This window comes from Providencia sp. Je.9.19 (genome assembly GCF_051129765.1).
In the GTDB taxonomy this organism is placed as follows: domain Bacteria; phylum Pseudomonadota; class Gammaproteobacteria; order Enterobacterales; family Enterobacteriaceae; genus Providencia.
On sequence record NZ_JBCPSS010000001.1, the window covers coordinates 950,436 to 965,901 of the forward strand.

15 protein-coding genes and 3 pseudogenes are annotated in these 15,466 nt (G+C 35.2%); 10 read left to right on the plus strand and 8 right to left on the minus strand.

What is annotated here, in order from left to right; translation table 11 throughout:
- Nucleotides 1-230: 230 nt before the first annotated feature.
- From AAZR93_RS04415 to AAZR93_RS04425, 3 genes and pseudogenes are all read left to right on the plus strand, one after another.
- Nucleotides 231-1,301 (plus strand): 4Fe-4S binding protein, encoded by a 1,071-nt coding sequence (locus AAZR93_RS04415; RefSeq protein WP_434719074.1) that lies wholly within the window; start codon nucleotides 231-233, stop codon nucleotides 1,299-1,301.
- A gap of 198 nt (nucleotides 1,302-1,499) precedes the next feature.
- Nucleotides 1,500-1,610: pseudogene (locus AAZR93_RS04420) on the plus strand (hypothetical protein); the annotation flags it as partial.
- Between the two features lie 149 nt (nucleotides 1,611-1,759).
- Nucleotides 1,760-2,911, plus strand: coding sequence for a pyridoxal phosphate-dependent aminotransferase (locus tag AAZR93_RS04425; protein WP_434719075.1), 1,152 nt, complete (start codon nucleotides 1,760-1,762; stop codon nucleotides 2,909-2,911).
- A 43-nt stretch (nucleotides 2,912-2,954) separates the two neighbouring features.
- Here AAZR93_RS04425 and AAZR93_RS04430 read toward each other — a convergent pair whose 3' ends face one another.
- Nucleotides 2,955-3,299, minus strand: a complete 345-nt coding sequence (locus tag AAZR93_RS04430; RefSeq protein ID WP_294105701.1) for a DMT family protein — start codon at nucleotides 3,297-3,299, stop codon at nucleotides 2,955-2,957.
- Between the two features lie 183 nt (nucleotides 3,300-3,482).
- Between AAZR93_RS04430 and AAZR93_RS04435 the strand changes: the two genes are divergently transcribed.
- A complete protein-coding gene (locus AAZR93_RS04435) occupies nucleotides 3,483-3,974 on the plus strand; it encodes an N-acetyltransferase (protein WP_434719076.1) in 492 nt (163 codons plus the stop codon).
- 139 nt (nucleotides 3,975-4,113) lie between these two features.
- Entirely contained in the window at nucleotides 4,114-4,896 is a 783-nt protein-coding gene (locus tag AAZR93_RS04440; protein ID WP_434719077.1) for a class I SAM-dependent methyltransferase, read from the plus strand.
- A gap of 47 nt (nucleotides 4,897-4,943) precedes the next feature.
- Here AAZR93_RS04440 and AAZR93_RS04445 read toward each other — a convergent pair whose 3' ends face one another.
- Both AAZR93_RS04445 and AAZR93_RS04450 read right to left on the minus strand, forming a co-directional pair.
- Nucleotides 4,944-5,342, minus strand: coding sequence for a hypothetical protein (locus AAZR93_RS04445; RefSeq protein WP_294349883.1), 399 nt, complete (start codon nucleotides 5,340-5,342; stop codon nucleotides 4,944-4,946).
- 130 nt (nucleotides 5,343-5,472) lie between these two features.
- Entirely contained in the window at nucleotides 5,473-5,811 is a 339-nt protein-coding gene (locus tag AAZR93_RS04450; RefSeq protein WP_294105692.1) for a GlpM family protein, read from the minus strand.
- Between the two features lie 358 nt (nucleotides 5,812-6,169).
- On the opposite strand from AAZR93_RS04450, the gene AAZR93_RS04455 reads away from it, so the two are divergent.
- Together AAZR93_RS04455 and AAZR93_RS04460 are read left to right on the plus strand one after the other, a co-directional pair.
- Nucleotides 6,170-7,828, plus strand: a complete 1,659-nt coding sequence (locus tag AAZR93_RS04455; protein WP_434719078.1) for a methyl-accepting chemotaxis protein — start codon at nucleotides 6,170-6,172, stop codon at nucleotides 7,826-7,828.
- A 194-nt stretch (nucleotides 7,829-8,022) separates the two neighbouring features.
- Nucleotides 8,023-8,865, plus strand: coding sequence for an MBL fold metallo-hydrolase (locus AAZR93_RS04460; RefSeq protein WP_434719079.1), 843 nt, complete (start codon nucleotides 8,023-8,025; stop codon nucleotides 8,863-8,865).
- Nucleotides 8,866-9,085: 220 nt separating this feature from the next.
- Here AAZR93_RS04460 and AAZR93_RS04465 read toward each other — a convergent pair whose 3' ends face one another.
- The gene (locus AAZR93_RS04465; protein ID WP_294105683.1) at nucleotides 9,086-9,376 is read right to left on the minus strand and encodes a putative quinol monooxygenase; all 291 of its coding nucleotides are present in this window, start codon (nucleotides 9,374-9,376) and stop codon (nucleotides 9,086-9,088) included.
- A gap of 572 nt (nucleotides 9,377-9,948) precedes the next feature.
- Here AAZR93_RS04465 and AAZR93_RS04470 point away from each other — a divergent pair.
- Together AAZR93_RS04470 and AAZR93_RS04475 are read left to right on the plus strand one after the other, a co-directional pair.
- Nucleotides 9,949-10,611 (plus strand): leucine-rich repeat domain-containing protein, encoded by a 663-nt coding sequence (locus AAZR93_RS04470; RefSeq protein ID WP_434719632.1) that lies wholly within the window; start codon nucleotides 9,949-9,951, stop codon nucleotides 10,609-10,611.
- Between the two features lie 187 nt (nucleotides 10,612-10,798).
- Nucleotides 10,799-11,080: a hypothetical protein gene (locus tag AAZR93_RS04475; protein ID WP_294105677.1), complete on the plus strand. Its 282-nt coding sequence runs from the start codon at nucleotides 10,799-10,801 to the stop codon at nucleotides 11,078-11,080.
- A 230-nt stretch (nucleotides 11,081-11,310) separates the two neighbouring features.
- On the opposite strand, the gene AAZR93_RS04480 is transcribed toward AAZR93_RS04475, so the two are convergent.
- A complete protein-coding gene (locus AAZR93_RS04480) occupies nucleotides 11,311-11,640 on the minus strand; it encodes a helix-turn-helix domain-containing protein (protein WP_434719080.1) in 330 nt (109 codons plus the stop codon).
- Nucleotides 11,641-11,822: 182 nt separating this feature from the next.
- Complete coding sequence (locus AAZR93_RS04485; protein WP_434719081.1) at nucleotides 11,823-12,500, minus strand: LysE family translocator; 678 nt, start codon at nucleotides 12,498-12,500, stop codon at nucleotides 11,823-11,825.
- 414 nt (nucleotides 12,501-12,914) lie between these two features.
- Here AAZR93_RS04485 and AAZR93_RS04490 point away from each other — a divergent pair, with 414 nt between their 5' ends.
- Entirely contained in the window at nucleotides 12,915-13,067 is a 153-nt protein-coding gene (locus AAZR93_RS04490) for a hypothetical protein (protein WP_434719082.1), read from the plus strand.
- A 122-nt stretch (nucleotides 13,068-13,189) separates the two neighbouring features.
- Here AAZR93_RS04490 and AAZR93_RS04495 read toward each other — a convergent pair.
- Nucleotides 13,190-13,357: pseudogene (locus AAZR93_RS04495) on the minus strand (NADP-dependent isocitrate dehydrogenase); the annotation flags it as partial.
- A 1,274-nt stretch (nucleotides 13,358-14,631) separates the two neighbouring features.
- Nucleotides 14,632-15,465 (minus strand): annotated as a pseudogene (locus tag AAZR93_RS04500) (head maturation protease, ClpP-related); the annotation flags it as partial.
- Nucleotide 15,466: the final 1 nt, after the last annotated feature.

Genomic DNA, 15,466 nt, shown 5'->3' on the forward strand with positions numbered 1-15,466 from the left:
ACACGACCATTCCCAAATAAAATCTATCTAAAATAATAGTTCCATCGCGTTACCTCTTTCAGAATCTATGCTTTAGACTCTTTCATAAAACAATACCCATTGCTCATACCCACTCATTCCAACAATAATTAAATAACAAATTAGACTAGCCAGATATAAATCAATATTCGCGATAAAGAACTAACTTAGAATTATGGCATTTAAAATACATGTTAAAGAGATAGATAGGAATGACAGAGAAAACACACCAAAGGTACAAACGCCGTCCTGATACTATTGGAGGTAAACTACCTTGGAATGACTGGCGAAATGCTTCTACTTGGCGTAAAGCAACACAACTATTGCTACTTGCCATTAATATTTACATTGGTGTCACTTTTTACTACTGGGTTCGTTATTACGAGTCTGGTGGTACAACTTTTTTTATGTCTCGTCCTGGTGGTATTGAAGGTTGGTTACCCATTGCCGGTTTAATGAACTTAAAATATACGCTAGAAACAGGTGTACTCCCCCCAATTCATGCGGCGTCAATGCTTCTACTAGTCGCTTTTATTACAATTAGCCTAATTCTTAAAAAGGCATTTTGTTCGTGGATGTGCCCGATTGGTACTATATCAGAGCTCATTGGGAATTTAGGCAAAAAAATATTTCGCTTTCAATTCAATCTTCCACGTTGGTTAGATATCTCTTTACGTAGTCTTAAATATTTACTGCTTGGCTTCTTTTTGTATATTGCGCTATCAATGCCTGCACAGATGATCCAATATTTTCTCATGTCACCCTACGGCATCATCATCGATGTTAAAATGCTTGATTTCTTCCGATATATTAGCGGCGTTTCACTAATTAGCGTCGTCATACTTATTGTTATTAGCTTATTTATCCATAACGCATGGTGCCGTTATCTCTGCCCTTATGGCGCGCTGTTAGGGCTATTTTCATTACTTTCCCCTTTCAAAATATATCGAAATGTAGAAAGTTGCATTGATTGCGGAAAATGTGCAAAAAATTGCCCTTCCCGTATCCCTGTCGATAAACTAATAAAAGTAAGAACCATAGAATGTACAGGTTGTATGACCTGTGTTGAATCTTGCCCAGTTTCTTCAACATTAAGTTTTTCATTGCCATTACCAACTAAAAAACGCTCAATAGTCCTATCAGGTATCATTATGTCAACGTTAACTCTGACGATTCTATTTATCACAATTGGATTTGCGGCCTACACAGGAGTTTGGGAAAGCCCTGTTCCAGATAATTATTGGTTTCATATCATACCTAATGCCAAAATAATTGGCCATTAACCCAATTTATCTTTATTTTCTCTGCTATATAACTAAATGACATGATTAAGCGACTGGGTATTTTATTTTTGATAAAAATATCCAGTCGCGAAAACTAGTCAGTAATAGAATTCATCAGACTAAAAGTCATAGTATTAAAATCAAACAAGAGAATTAAGATATCCACTTATTCTCCGGCAAGCGCTCTAGGGAAAAATAATTACTCAATCCTTGGAGCAAAATCATTTTAATTGGTCTGCCAGCGCGCGCGAATTAGAAATAGATACAGCTAATTTGCATCGATTAGCAAAAAGGTTAATCTTAAAATAAAGTTATTGCACTAGTGAAATTGGTATCGCTCACCGCAGTTTCTCGCAAAGAAAAATGAATAAATAATCATTTTTTTCATATAAATATTTACAATAATTTTTTTTGAAGTAAGCTAATGGCTTTACAAATAATAATTATATGGAATCACTATGGATCGTCGTTCATTTTTAAAATCAAGCTCACTTATTGCCGGCGGATTAGCTTTAAATTCAGTAATAAATCAAGCAGTTGCTCAAAATAAATCACCACTTATCATCGATGAAAAGCATCCATTGCTACTTAATTTCAATGAAAATTCACTGGGTATGTCTGCGAATGCAAAACAAGCGATTATTGCCGCATTACCCGATTCTTTTCGTTATCCTGACGATGCCCGCTCTGAATTAATAACGCATTTGGGCGAATTATATCGGTTATCTGATAAGCATGTCACAATAGGTAATGGCTCATCTGAAACAATCCAAGCAACTGTTGCAATGCTTGCGAACAAAGCTAGAAAAAACAATCTTAAAATACAGCTAGTAACGCCAGATCCAACCTTTAACTATGCCGAGCTATACTCCCTACCGCTTGGTATTGAGATCACTAAAGTTCCATTAAAATCAGATCTTTCTTTTGATCTTGATAAGATGGAGCAACTAGCAAATGATTTTAATGGCTTAACAATTATTTATATCTGTAATCCGAATAACCCAACCGCTATGATCACCCCACATAGTCAGCTTAATAAGTGGATGACTAAAGTATCAGATAAACAATTTTTCATTGTCGATGAGGCTTATGCTGAATTAGTCGAAGATCCTAACTTTGTTAGTGCAATTGAACTCGTTAAACAAGGACAAAATAATCTAATTGTCACCCGCACTTTCTCTAAAATATTTGCTTTAGCAGGATTACGTGTAGGTTATGGTATTGCATCACCTGATGTTATTGCGACTGTTGACGAATTTGTCTCTATCGATAACACCAATACCGCTGGTGCCATCGCCGCTATTGCCTCTTTAAACGATAAACCATTCATTGCTTATAGTCTTAAGTCTAATAACCTCTCTAGAAAAATTGTAGAGAAAGCATTAGATGAACTCAATCTAGAATATGCACCATCTCAAGCTAACTTCATATTCCATAAAGTTAAAGGGGATGTAAAAACGTATAAGCAACGCATGGCTGATGCGCACATTATGGTAGGAAGAGAGTTTCCTCCCGCAGTCGGTTGGAATCGATTAACTCTCGGAACCCCTGAAGAAATGGAACAGTTTGTGGTTGTTTTAAAGCAATTTAGAGAAAAAGGCTGGGTTTAATTAGTTCTTTATTCCCCTGTTAAGTCAGGGGAATAATACTCACTTAAAAGGGACCTTTAAAAATAAAAAATGCGCCAGCCATAATCAAAATAAATCCAATGATATGGTTTATAGTGATACTTTCACCTAAATAAAGCACTGAAAATACGGCAAATACACATAATGTTATCACTTCTTGCATCGTTTTTAATTCAGCCGCGCTATAATACTGATGTCCTAGGCGATTTGCAGGTACCGCAAAGCAATATTCAATCAATGCAATAAGCCAACTAAAAAAAATAACGCTATACAAAGGTTTAGTTGTAAATTTCAAATGCCCATACCAAGCAAACATCATAAATACATTAGAAATAATCAGCAGTAGAATCGGATATAATTTAGTTAGCATTTTTCTAGTTAACGAAGAGATAAATATGTCCGTTATTATGCGATTAATGATGAGCTATTACAATATGATGTCAATCAACTACATCGAATAAAAATTCATAATTTAAACATGCATTATTTGTCTTAATATACACTTTAGCCTAACCTAATGTTTATCCAAATAAACAACTGAATTGGAAGAATAATGATTATAAACTATCAATTGATGACAAAAACAGATTGTAATGAAGTTGCTCAACTCCTACAAGCCAACTCACAATCACAACACGGTGGCCTATTAGGTGAGTTCCCTCTACCTAAAGTAGAAGCGATGTTTACTCATTCATTAAGCGTCGTAGTTGCCCGATTAGACAATAAAATTATCGGGGTTCTATTTAGTTTCAGCTTAATGAGTTCAGCCCTACCGCCAATCGCGCATTTAATCATGACAGAATATCCATCAGTCATAAACAATAACTGGTTTTATGGCCCAGTCTGCATTGATAAAAAGTTTAGAGGGCAGAATATTCTCGAGCCACTATATCAATATATTTGCACCCGAAATACAGGTAAAGCTGTCGCTTTTATTAATACGGATAATCTAAGATCAATACAGGCACATCATAAATTAGGCATGATTGAAATAGCCAAATTTAACTATAACGATACTGAATATTTATTAGTTCAAAGTCATTAATCAAAGCATTTTAAAATAAAAATTACCAATATAGTTTTATTGAACACCACACTATTTTGTACTTTTGAGTACATTTTATTTTAATTTTACTGGGCATTAGTTATACTTTCACTTATTAATATATTTGAGGGTACACTTTATGTCTGATTTTATTACTGCGAACCAAAAAGCATGGGATAAACAAGCTGAATCACAGCAAATATGGTCTACCCCTGTTGATACAAAAACAATTTCAGAAGCCAAACAAGGAAATTGGAATATCCATTTAACACCAACACCATTACCTAAAGAGTGGCTAGGTGATATCAAAGGCAAACGAATTTTATGCTTAGCCTCGGCTGGTGGCCAACAAGCCCCTATATTAGCAGCAGCTGGTGCAATAGTGACTGTATTTGACCTGTCTACCAAACAATTAGAACAAGACAGGCTCGTTGCAGTTAGAGATAATCTTGAACTCGAAATAGTTCAAGGGGATATGCGCTCTCTTCACGCCTTCACCAATGAAACATTTGATTTAATATTTCATCCAATTTCTAATCTTTATATTCCCGATGTTAATCCTGTCTGGCAGGAATGCCACAGAGTTTTAAAAACTAATGGAAAACTCTTAGCCAGCTTTTTTAATCCTATAGTATTCGTTGATGACCGTGAAAAAAAGCCAGAAGAGCAAGATATTATTAAGCCTCGTTTTAAAATGCCTTTCTCTGAATTAGATGCTCTATCTTCAGAACAAATCGCTCAGAAACATCAGAAACAAGAAGCGTTTGTGTTTGGACATTCATTAACGGACTTAATTGGAGGACAAATAAACGCGGGCTTTAATATTGCAGGTTTTTTAGAAGACTGGCAACCAACACCACGGTTTATTATTGATAATTATCTACCAACATTCCTAGCAACGTTAGCGATAAAAATAGGCTAATACGTAACATCTAGACTGATAAATAAATTTCAGTCTAGATGCTCAAATTAAGAGCGATGGCAATACCGGTTCCAAACTGACTCAAACTGTTCTGCTGGAATGATATCATCAATTTTTTCGACAAAAGGAATGGAAACCATAACCTTACCCATTCGATTCTTATGTAACCTAATAATAAACCGCTTATAACCATGGGGAAGTTCATGTTCAAAACCGAAAACTTCACCACAATAATATCCCGTTTCTTCGCCTTCTTCGCTTTTGGTAAGAACATAGTATTTAACATTCTTATAATTTGCCGCACCAGGGTACGCAAGAAAGTCTTCAACTGAGCTTTTTACTTTACTCTCAGTATCATATTCTGATTCTAACGAGACTTCTGTCATGATACCGGCGATATATGCACAACCAGCGACAAGAATTAAAACTAATGATCTTAATAGCATTTTTTCACAGTAAAACTAAATGGAAACATTGCTACTTATTATAGTTAACTTGTAACAATTTGCGACAAGAAAAATGAATTGATAATTATCAATTTTTATTAATAAAGTTAACGCTTATTATCATCCAAGTTTACTGTACTAGCTGCCATATATAGACCAAAATGATAGCGGTAACGACCCACACCAATGTTGCAATACTTAAGCAAGTCCAGGCAGGTAATTTTGTTGCAAATAAATAGACGGTTAGCAAATACATTGCATAAGGGATGAGAGACCATAAACCAAACAGTGCTGTTTTTTTTAATGCATCTGCTCCCTGCTCTTGAACAACAATCACATGAGCGATAAGCGCAAAGGTTGGAAACAAGGGAACAAGCCCTGCTATATAGTAGACTTTGCTACGAGAAAGTAATGCAATAAAAAACACCGCTAAGGCGCCGATAAGACACTTCAATAATAGAGATAACATAAAATACTCAGATAAAGCCCTAAAATTATACTTTCATTATCACTCAATGCTGTAAAATTAAAAGCCTCATGGATAGCAATAAATCACAATAATTCCTACCATTTTTTGAGTTTAAAAATATAACAACTTTGAAAACTTCTATTTATAGCCAATTTTATGACATAACTCATATTATTGACTATAAAGTATCCATCTTTAATGCCGATACCTTTAATTGGTCCTACGCCTGATGCTTTCGCGCGACTGCATATAACTTTTTAATCTACCTATTAAAGGTGATTAGCAAGGTTATGTTTATAAGTCTTTAATTTGTATGTATTCAGAACATGCTACTCGATGGTATGAAAGGAAATAATTAATGATATCTGATAATTCAAAGCATTTAAAACTTCGATCAGCTCGATTCTCATTTTCGAATCTTAAAACGACAACACTTGTTTGGTTTATCTCTGGGCTTCTCATTGCTTTGTTGCTCTCGTCATGCTGGTTTTTTTTCAGTTATTTAAAACAGTATCAATCGACACTCGACCAACTCGACACTATTTATAATGAACAATCTCAACTGAATGAAACATGGCAATCGCTATTACAAGCACGTAATACACTTAATCGAGCCAGTTCAAGGCATTTACTTATTATTAATAAAATGCAAACGTCCAATACTGACATCGATAGTTTAATTCAGTTTTATCATAAAAAGATGATTAAAACAGATGAGCATTGGCAAGTTTTCTCTTCCGTTTCACAATATAAAGATAACGCAACATTTACCGAACTAGAAAAATCCTATAAAGAACTTTATGCCGCACTTAATGAGCTCTCTGTATTTTTAACTCAAGGAAAGACTTATGATTTTTTAAACCAACCCACTCAAGCATTTCAAGATTCCTTTGAAAAAAATTATAATTATTATCATCAACAATTAAATAACAACTATCATCAAATTGCTGTCGCTAGTGAACAACTTTATAGACAAAGCATTATCGGCATGATTATTATTCTTTTAGTCGTCACTGTTGTGACCTTATTTATTCGTTTTATATTGCAATACTTCTTTGTTCGCCCATTAAACCAAGTCATTGAAGGCATTGAAAAAGTAAGCCAAGGAATTTTATATCATAATTTTGATAATAAAGGATTAGCAGAAATAAAATCACTTAAACAACATGTCTCTGATATGCAAAGTAAACTTATTGATATTGTGAAAAACATTCACTCAAATACCCATCATATAAGAATTGAACTCAACGATATTACCCAGATGAATCAAGATCTCTCTATTCGAGCAGATCAGCAAGCTGCTGCAATTGTTGAAACTGCAGCAAGTGTGGAAGAACTCGACTCATCATTTAAACTTAATACCGCTCACACTCATAAATCATGCCAATTAATGACTGAAACCAGTGTTACCATTGAAAAAAGTAATGCGCTTATTTCAGATGTTGTTGAAAATATGGATGAGATTATTGATTTCTCCAAAGAAATTAGCAAAATAACCTCAACAATTGATAATATTGCCTTTCAAACCAACCTATTAGCACTAAATGCAGCGGTTGAAGCTGCTCGCGTTGGTGAACACGGAAAAGGGTTTGCCGTTGTTGCTAATGAGGTTCGCGAATTATCAATTAGTTGCACTCAAGCATCAAAAGAAATCAAATTATTGATCAATAACTCCAATGATAAAATTAGCCATTGCTTCCAACTTGCCGCTGACGCTAACGATAATATTGTATCTATTGCACAAGATACATCCAATATTAATGAAATGATCCAAAATATTGCACTAGCCTCGAATGAACAAACTCATGGTGTAGGTCAAATCCATTTAGCCATTAATGAGCTCGATAATACTACACAAGCAAATGCAACAATGACGAGAGAATTACAAACCTCATTGATAGCTCTTGAGTCTCAATCAAATTTATTAGAAAACGTGATTTCTATTTTCCATCTTGAAAAAAAATCTGAAGATGAATCAAAAGAAAACCATCAATCTAAAATAAAAGCCTTAGCTTAAGGAATTATACTGATAGCTAGATATCGATATTTCATACTAATATCTAGCTATTTTCACATATAAAGTGTCGAATTCATCCATATTAAACATAGCTAGTCTTATCTGATTTTTTATTTAAATTGTATTGAATATTTTTAATATTTTATCTGATATAACATTAATAATTATTCAAATTTTAACCGTATGAGCAAAACATGACGCTAAAAATAACTGTGCTTGTTGATAATAATACACTAATAGATAGCTATTTCTGTGGCGAACCTGGAGTATGCTATTACATCGAAGCCGATGGTAAAAAAATACTATTTGATACAGGTTATTCAGATATTTTCATTAATAATGCTCAAATACTCAATATAGATCTTGCGAATATAACCGACTTAGCCCTTTCACATGGTCATAATGACCACACTTGGGGCCTAAGCCATTTGCTCCAACATTTTGACCGCAGAAATATTGAATTAAAACAAAAAAAGTCATTAATTTATCACCCTGATGCGCTACGTCCAAAAAATTATCAAGCAAAAATCATTGGCACTAATACAACTAAAAATATACTTTCAGCGTATTTTGAGTGTATTGAGGCCACGAAACCTTATCCTATATCCGACAATGTCATTTTCTTAGGACAAATTCCACGAAATAATAGTTTTGAAGGAAAAGAACCGATTGGAACGACTATAGATCAGCATAATAACAGTATAGATGACTATGTATTGGATGATACGGCCCTTGTAATAACAACATCAGAAGGACTGATCATTATCACAGGTTGCTCACATTCAGGTATTTGTAATATCGTTGAATATGCAAAAGAAATAACAAATATAGATAAAATTGTAACTGTTATAGGCGGCTTCCATTTACAGAAAGCATCAGATGAAGTTTTAAACTTGACCGGAAATTATTTTAATCAACAAGATTTAGACCATATTCACCCGTGCCACTGTACAGATCTCGATGCCAAAATTCATTTAGCCAAATACGCCCCTGTAAAAGAAGTCGGCGCTGGATTGCAACTTACTTTTCCAAGTTAAAATATAGCAACTAAAATACCCTATATAAGCTAATTTACTAACTTATATAGGGTTCAACTGATGATTAACTAGTCGCGGATATAAATTTAACTAAATAGCGTTCAAATTAGCTTTATCTTACTAAAAGACATCAACGCTTATGCATAAAGAGAGAAAATTGAAATAAATTCACTTTCTCCCCTACTTTAGCTATATGTCAGTAGAAGTGACTCATCAACAATTACTTGTCAAAACTATTCATCAAAAGAAACCGTGGTTCTGCATTTTTATATTGATTAATCATCGGGACCAAACGTTTGAAATGCTCAGAAGCACAATGGATATCAAGCGCTTCTTGATTTGGCCATTCTTCAATAAAAATAAAATGTCCCGGAATTTTTTGATCAATATATAAATCATAACTGATGCATAATGGCTCTCGCTTCGTTGCTGCCACCAGTTCTGCATAAAGTGGTCGCACAATATCTAATGCCTCAGTTTTAATAAAATCCTCTGCAATAACTTTTAACATTGTTGTTCCCTCATATAATTATGAATACTGTACAAATGCACACCAGTATAACTATGACCTTAACCTATATTCAATACATTTTATCTTTGTTGGCATTTTAAATATTGATTAAAGACAGTCTTAGGTTATTACTTTATTTCACGCTTAAATTCTACGTAATTATACACCTACACATAGTATACGGCCCATTGATTTGTAGGAGCATCTGAATAAACTGATATTAATTTATCTTATGTTTTAAGCTAAGCTATCGCATAATAAATATCCATTTTAATCTGCTTTGCTAAATTATTAGCTTCTTAAAATTAATGAAGTAACCTACCATATATACTCGATGCAATAGGATAAAAAGGAATAGGTATGTTACACCAGCACTCAACATCAAAATCTGAGTTAAATTTAGACTCAGGGAGTCATATAGAAATAGATTCATGCATTGAGTCACCATTTTTATATACTGTAATAAGTGCTTATAACAATATGCTAACGCTGTTTCCATCGCATTTGAGTCAATGTGAAAATTAAAAGTCTTAAACCTATCCTGTAATCAATTAACTAAGATTCCCGCAATAATAGAAAACTTAAAATATCTAGAAATGCTTGATCTGGAGCATAACAACATCGACCACTTTCCCAATGAAATAGGTAAGCTTCATAAACTAAAATTTCTTTATATCAGTGATAATGGCATTAATTACTTACCTGACTCTTTTTCTGCACTACAAAATTTATTATATTTCAATGCAACTGATAATAAATTACAACAACTACCTCATTGGTTATCTGCATTAAAGAATGTGAGAGAATTGAGGTTATATAACAATCAGATAACGGATATCTCTGGCTCTGTAACAGAACTTATAAATGCTCGAGAAATACATTTAATGAATAACTTGATCACAGAAATTACTGATGATATCGCTAACTTAAAAGAAGTTAGAGTTTTGGATTTAAATAATAACAAAATTCAAGAAATCACTTCAAATATATCTAAACTAAAAAACGTCACAACAATAAATCTTAGATTCAATAAATTAACTACATTACCTGAGTCAATAGGTGAAATGTTACCCATCCAATACTTAGATTTACGTGCAAATAAACTTACATCTTTACCTGATAGCCTAATTAATTTGCCACAGCTAGCCAAGCTCGACTTACGATGGAACAATTTCACCCAGAAGCCAAAAATTATAGAGAAACTGCAAGATAACGGCTGTATGGTTTTTATATAAGTAACTGCACATGTGAGCTGACAGATAAATAATCATTCATCTTTTTCAATATACTCATTTAGGTATATTTACTTACAATATGATAAACTGACAAAATCTTAAAAAAACAAAACTCTGTAACATTTACTTGCTTGTTTTATATCAATTTTAACTTATCATCCCCTTTTTATTCTGTCGGATATTATTTATGAAAAAAGTAGGATTGTTAATCTCATTACTTGCACTATCGACATACACATTTGCTGAATGTGATTTTAAAAAAGCAGCTCGAAATAAAATGCTCGATCAAAAAATCGGCATTTCTGGTAATTGTGACACTCAAAAAGCAGTTAAAACACAAACAACGAATAAAATTGATAATGCCTTAGATATTGATTCAAAAAAAATCAAAAATGATAGTTTTGAAAAAAAAGATAGTATTGAAAAGAAAACCTCTACAACTAAAAAAGTAGTTGAGGCTATTAAGTAATTCAATTAAACAAATCCAATGCAACCTTTTGGATTTAATCAACCTCACAAAGATCTTATTCAGCATCTGATAAATAAAAATTAATTATTTGAACTTTAAGAAAAATGCTTCAAGAGATATCGGAGAATTGCAATTAACAGCCTGCGGCACAAAAACTGAAACTGTAGAATATTTTGATAAAAAATTTTAAAGGTAGCGCCAACTATTGCAACTGGCGCTATCGATCACGATTAGTAGTTAATACCCGCCGTTTCAACTTCGAAGACTAGCTTGGCATTTAAATACTTATTTTGAGTCACGAATATGGGCCCTGTTGAATCAACATTTATTTCATCCCCTGTTAATTGAGTAAAAAAGTCCGCTATATTAACATCTAATACCTTCAATACAGCAGTTAATGTATCTACATCAATTTTACTTATCCCTCTTTCATATCGATGTAACTGTTGTTCACTTTTATTAATTAATTGTGCAAGCTGTTTAATTGTATAGCCTGCGTCCTTCCTTAGTTTTTTAATGTTACATCCTACTACTTGGGAAATTATGTTATCAGTATGCATGCAATGCCTCCTAGGTTACCGAACATCTTTTCAAGAAGGTATTAACATAACTACTACTCCTGAACTTCATAAATTGCAATATATAAAAATAATATATTTATATTAATTTTGTATATCTACATTCCCAACCTTTTCTATCGCTAGTTATTCTACATCTGTCGCTACGAGTCTCTTAAATGATTTTATTTATTATTCAAAAATAACCTTAAGTATGCAGTCTCTTTAAACGCTAAATGCACAATTTTCAGCCCTATAATACCCAAGATGACACCAGCAACTTTATCAATCCAATAAGCACAGCGGCTAAATTGATTACGAATCATCGGCCTAGTTAAAATGTACATAACAAGACTATCCCAGACCAATACAGCCACAACCATCCAAACGGCGATACCGACTTTAAACAGAGTTGAGTTATCCTGACTATCGAGCACAACAGTAAATAGACTTAAATAGAATAATAAATTTTTAGGGTTAAGTAAGCCTGATGACAGCCCAATCATAAATTCTCTGCTGAATGAGCTCTGAATACATTCATTTTTAGATTCTTTTGCATTAACCATCAAAAAGGCATAATCCTGCTTCTTTGCTCGTAGAGCCTGCCATGCGATATATATTAAGAATAATCCACCAAATAACTTTATAATAATCATTGTCGTAATTGACTTCGCCAATATAGCGCCAACCCCCGCCATACATAGAGCTATGTAGATCGCATTTGCGACAACAATCCCAGAAATAACACCAAATGCAACTCGCTTTTTATTATTCAGGGTACTTTTTATTATCAGTAAAAAGTCTGGCCCAGGGCTTATCAAAGCAATAAAATGTGCAATAGCAATAGTCAAAAAAACCATCATAGAGAACACCCACAGTGTTAATTTGTAATACAAACAGATAATAAATTACATGTGCTTAAACATTTCGTCGCTAAGCTCACTAAACTTCAGTAATTTAGAGCCTTCCAACTGACGTTTGAAATCGTAAGTTACAATGCTGAGCATCGCTCACAACTAATACTCCGATTTGGATTAAGCAATAACTGGTGATACTATCTCACTGCAAGTTATGGATAACTCGCAACACTATAATAATTACTATTTGTACATTCCATTAAATATGCCCTTCTATGAAGGGCTTTTTTTATCCTAGATGTCCAATTTCCTATATCGCTTTTTTCACAAATGAAAACATACCAGCAGCTAATCGATGGCTATAAATATTTAAATTATGTATAGCGTTTACAACTTCGATTAGAAAGGAATTCATCTATTATGGCTGACTTAGGATATGCTCTTTCTATTGCATTCTTTTTTTCGTTTATTTCATTCACAGCTATAGCACTTTATATGGATCATAAATCGCAAAAAATGACTGATAAGTATAATGATGATCGTGGAAAAAAATGGCAAGTGATTGCAATTTAGCTCGCTTATTTCTTAGCCTATTTTGGGGAGAAGTTTTGGTGGGATTTTGGGGAAGATTTAATTTGTACAAAAAACAAACGGGAGTTTTTAAGCTCCCGTTATTAATCACACCACGTAATAAATTACATGTGTTTAATCATTGCGTCGCCAAATTCGCTACATTTCAGTAGTTTAGCGCCTTCTAATTGACGCTCGAAATCGTAAGTTACAGTCTTAGCCGCGATTGCGCCTTCCATACCTTTAACGATTAAGTCAGCCGCTTCAACCCAACCCATGTGACGTAACACCACAATAAGATAAATTAATCAACATACTGATAAATAACGATATACATCAAATAAAGCCACCTAAAGCACTGGTTATTATCGATTTATAAACCCCTTAAAGATCAATGTATAACAAATAGTTTTGCAGAAGGTTTTTTATGACTTTCTGAAACCCAAGAAGCTGAAGTGGGGTATTTTGATAGATAATCTAAATGCGCCAACTACTCGAGCTGGCGCATTAATTTTTATTGCTCTTCTGCCTGCGTGGTAGCTTCCTGCTCCGCCCTTTCCGCTTCCTCAGCAATACGCTCAGCCTCTTCTTTCGCTAATCGCTCTGCTTCTAGCTTAGCGAGCCTCTCAGCTTCAGCTTGCTTTTGATTGTAGAGGGAGTTAGGTGGCATTTCGACACGCATATCTATCCAGCGCGATTCGGGTACGTCACACGCCTCGTAGTTTTCGAAGTAAACAGGCGCACCCTCTTCATCAAAGTGCTTGATGCGCTTATTCTGGAAACGTTCTGGCATATCTGCATTCTGTTGGTGGAAAACAAAAACTTCAATGTCACCATCAGGCCTCACCTCGTAATCAATGAGGACCATGTTTTTACCGTTATGGTCTTGAGGAATAACAAAGCCGTTATTGATACCCCATGCACCATCGGCATTAAAACCGACAACGCCTTTAATGAGGTAATGGCCAACACCAAGGTGTTCCATTTCAACACCTTCGGATTCTTCGTTTAACTCAATGTCATCAGCAAAGAGTTTAACAATCGGGGATGCGGCTTTTAAGTTACCATTAGAATCTTTGGTTGTGTTCGCTGTCGTGTAATGTTCATTCCAAGCGGTTGTGGTATCAGCTCCGGCAACGACTGAAAATCGACTATAAAATTTACCGTTCGCCTGTGCTTGAAATATTTGAGCACGTCTCGCGGCGGCATATACGCTTTGCATGCCCGCCCCGTTTGTTGGAAACCCATGCGGTGTTGCATCGTTTGCACCAGAATAGGATATAAAGCAGTTTGCATCGGATATGCCATTTAAATTTTGAGATTTTCCACCAACACCAAAGTCCCCCAAGAGTAATACAGCATTTCCTCGGTATTTTAATATACCATCAGCCGCTAATTGCACCGAATAACCCGTGTGACTATTGAGTATCGACAGGGTATTATCCGCACCGCCGTAACCTATGAGCGCGCGCCTAACGCCCTCTTTATCTTTAATATCGTAGTAAGCAGATTGATTATCATTGATATTTTGTAAGGTAAGACCAAGACCGTCACGTTTAACGGAAAAGGCACTAACGGCTTTTTCCAGTTCAGAAAGGGTTTCAGGGTTAATTTCAGAGGTAGCGCTTGGCGTACCGTTAGAGTGAGAAGTAGCGCCCGGCGTACTTCCGGTTAATGCACTAATTAATTTTCGACGCTCAGCGCGAGGGGTATTCGATTTAGCGAGCAACGCATCCAGCTTACGAATGGCGGCTTGTGGGCTTTCGTCACCATCATTAATGACATCCGCTGACAACAAACTGTCCGCAAAGCCTTTTTCAATCGCATCGTTAGCGCCAATGTAGGTTTCGTTGTCCATCATCTGACTGATAGCGTCACTAGCTTGACCGCTGCGCGCCATGTAGATATCGCACATCGATTTATCAAAGGGCTCCATATCTAGGGCGAGTTTGGCAAGATCATGACGGTTTCCGATACAAACACCCCAGCAGTTATGGATCATCAAAAAGGCACCACGACCCATTTGAATTTCATCCCCAGCCATCGCGATAATAGAAGCCGCTGAGGCGGCAATGCCCAGCACATTCACGGTCACTTTGCCGCTGTGGGCGCGAAGTTGGTTATAAATCGCCAACCCCTCAAACATATTCCCACCAGGGCTATTGATGTTCACCACTACATCGTTATCACCAATAGCCCGTAATGCCGCCGCAATGCGTTTAGTGGTCACGCCCTCCCCCCAATAATCTTCACCAATCACATCAAGGATAGAAATTGTATTGTCGGTACTGGCGGCTTTAATGCTGCCATCCCATTTATCTAAGGCGTTGGGGGTTAATTCATAGCTGATTGACGCGCAGGGATTTCCCTCCAGCGCAACCGGCAGATGATTCTTTTTCATT

Bases quoted from the DNA above. Each gene is read 5' to 3' on its own strand.
- AAZR93_RS04435 (WP_434719076.1), top strand. From the start codon at position 3,483: ATGATTATAAACTATCAATTGATGACAAAAACAGATTGTAATGAAGTT.
- AAZR93_RS04425 (WP_434719075.1), top strand. From the start codon at position 1,760: ATGGATCGTCGTTCATTTTTAAAATCAAGCTCACTTATTGCCGGCGGA.
- AAZR93_RS04460 (WP_434719079.1), top strand. From the start codon at position 8,023: ATGACGCTAAAAATAACTGTGCTTGTTGATAATAATACACTAATAGAT.
- AAZR93_RS04485 (WP_434719081.1), bottom strand. From the start codon at position 12,500: ATGATGGTTTTTTTGACTATTGCTATTGCACATTTTATTGCTTTGATA.
- AAZR93_RS04490 (WP_434719082.1), top strand. From the start codon at position 12,915: ATGGCTGACTTAGGATATGCTCTTTCTATTGCATTCTTTTTTTCGTTT.
- AAZR93_RS04440 (WP_434719077.1), top strand. From the start codon at position 4,114: ATGTCTGATTTTATTACTGCGAACCAAAAAGCATGGGATAAACAAGCT.
- AAZR93_RS04455 (WP_434719078.1), top strand. From the start codon at position 6,170: ATGATATCTGATAATTCAAAGCATTTAAAACTTCGATCAGCTCGATTC.
- AAZR93_RS04480 (WP_434719080.1), bottom strand. From the start codon at position 11,640: ATGCATACTGATAACATAATTTCCCAAGTAGTAGGATGTAACATTAAA.
- AAZR93_RS04445 (WP_294349883.1), bottom strand. From the start codon at position 5,342: ATGCTATTAAGATCATTAGTTTTAATTCTTGTCGCTGGTTGTGCATAT.
- AAZR93_RS04450 (WP_294105692.1), bottom strand. From the start codon at position 5,811: ATGTTATCTCTATTATTGAAGTGTCTTATCGGCGCCTTAGCGGTGTTT.
- AAZR93_RS04475 (WP_294105677.1), top strand. From the start codon at position 10,799: ATGAAAAAAGTAGGATTGTTAATCTCATTACTTGCACTATCGACATAC.
- AAZR93_RS04465 (WP_294105683.1), bottom strand. From the start codon at position 9,376: ATGTTAAAAGTTATTGCAGAGGATTTTATTAAAACTGAGGCATTAGAT.
- AAZR93_RS04430 (WP_294105701.1), bottom strand. From the start codon at position 3,299: ATGCTAACTAAATTATATCCGATTCTACTGCTGATTATTTCTAATGTA.
- AAZR93_RS04415 (WP_434719074.1), top strand. From the start codon at position 231: ATGACAGAGAAAACACACCAAAGGTACAAACGCCGTCCTGATACTATT.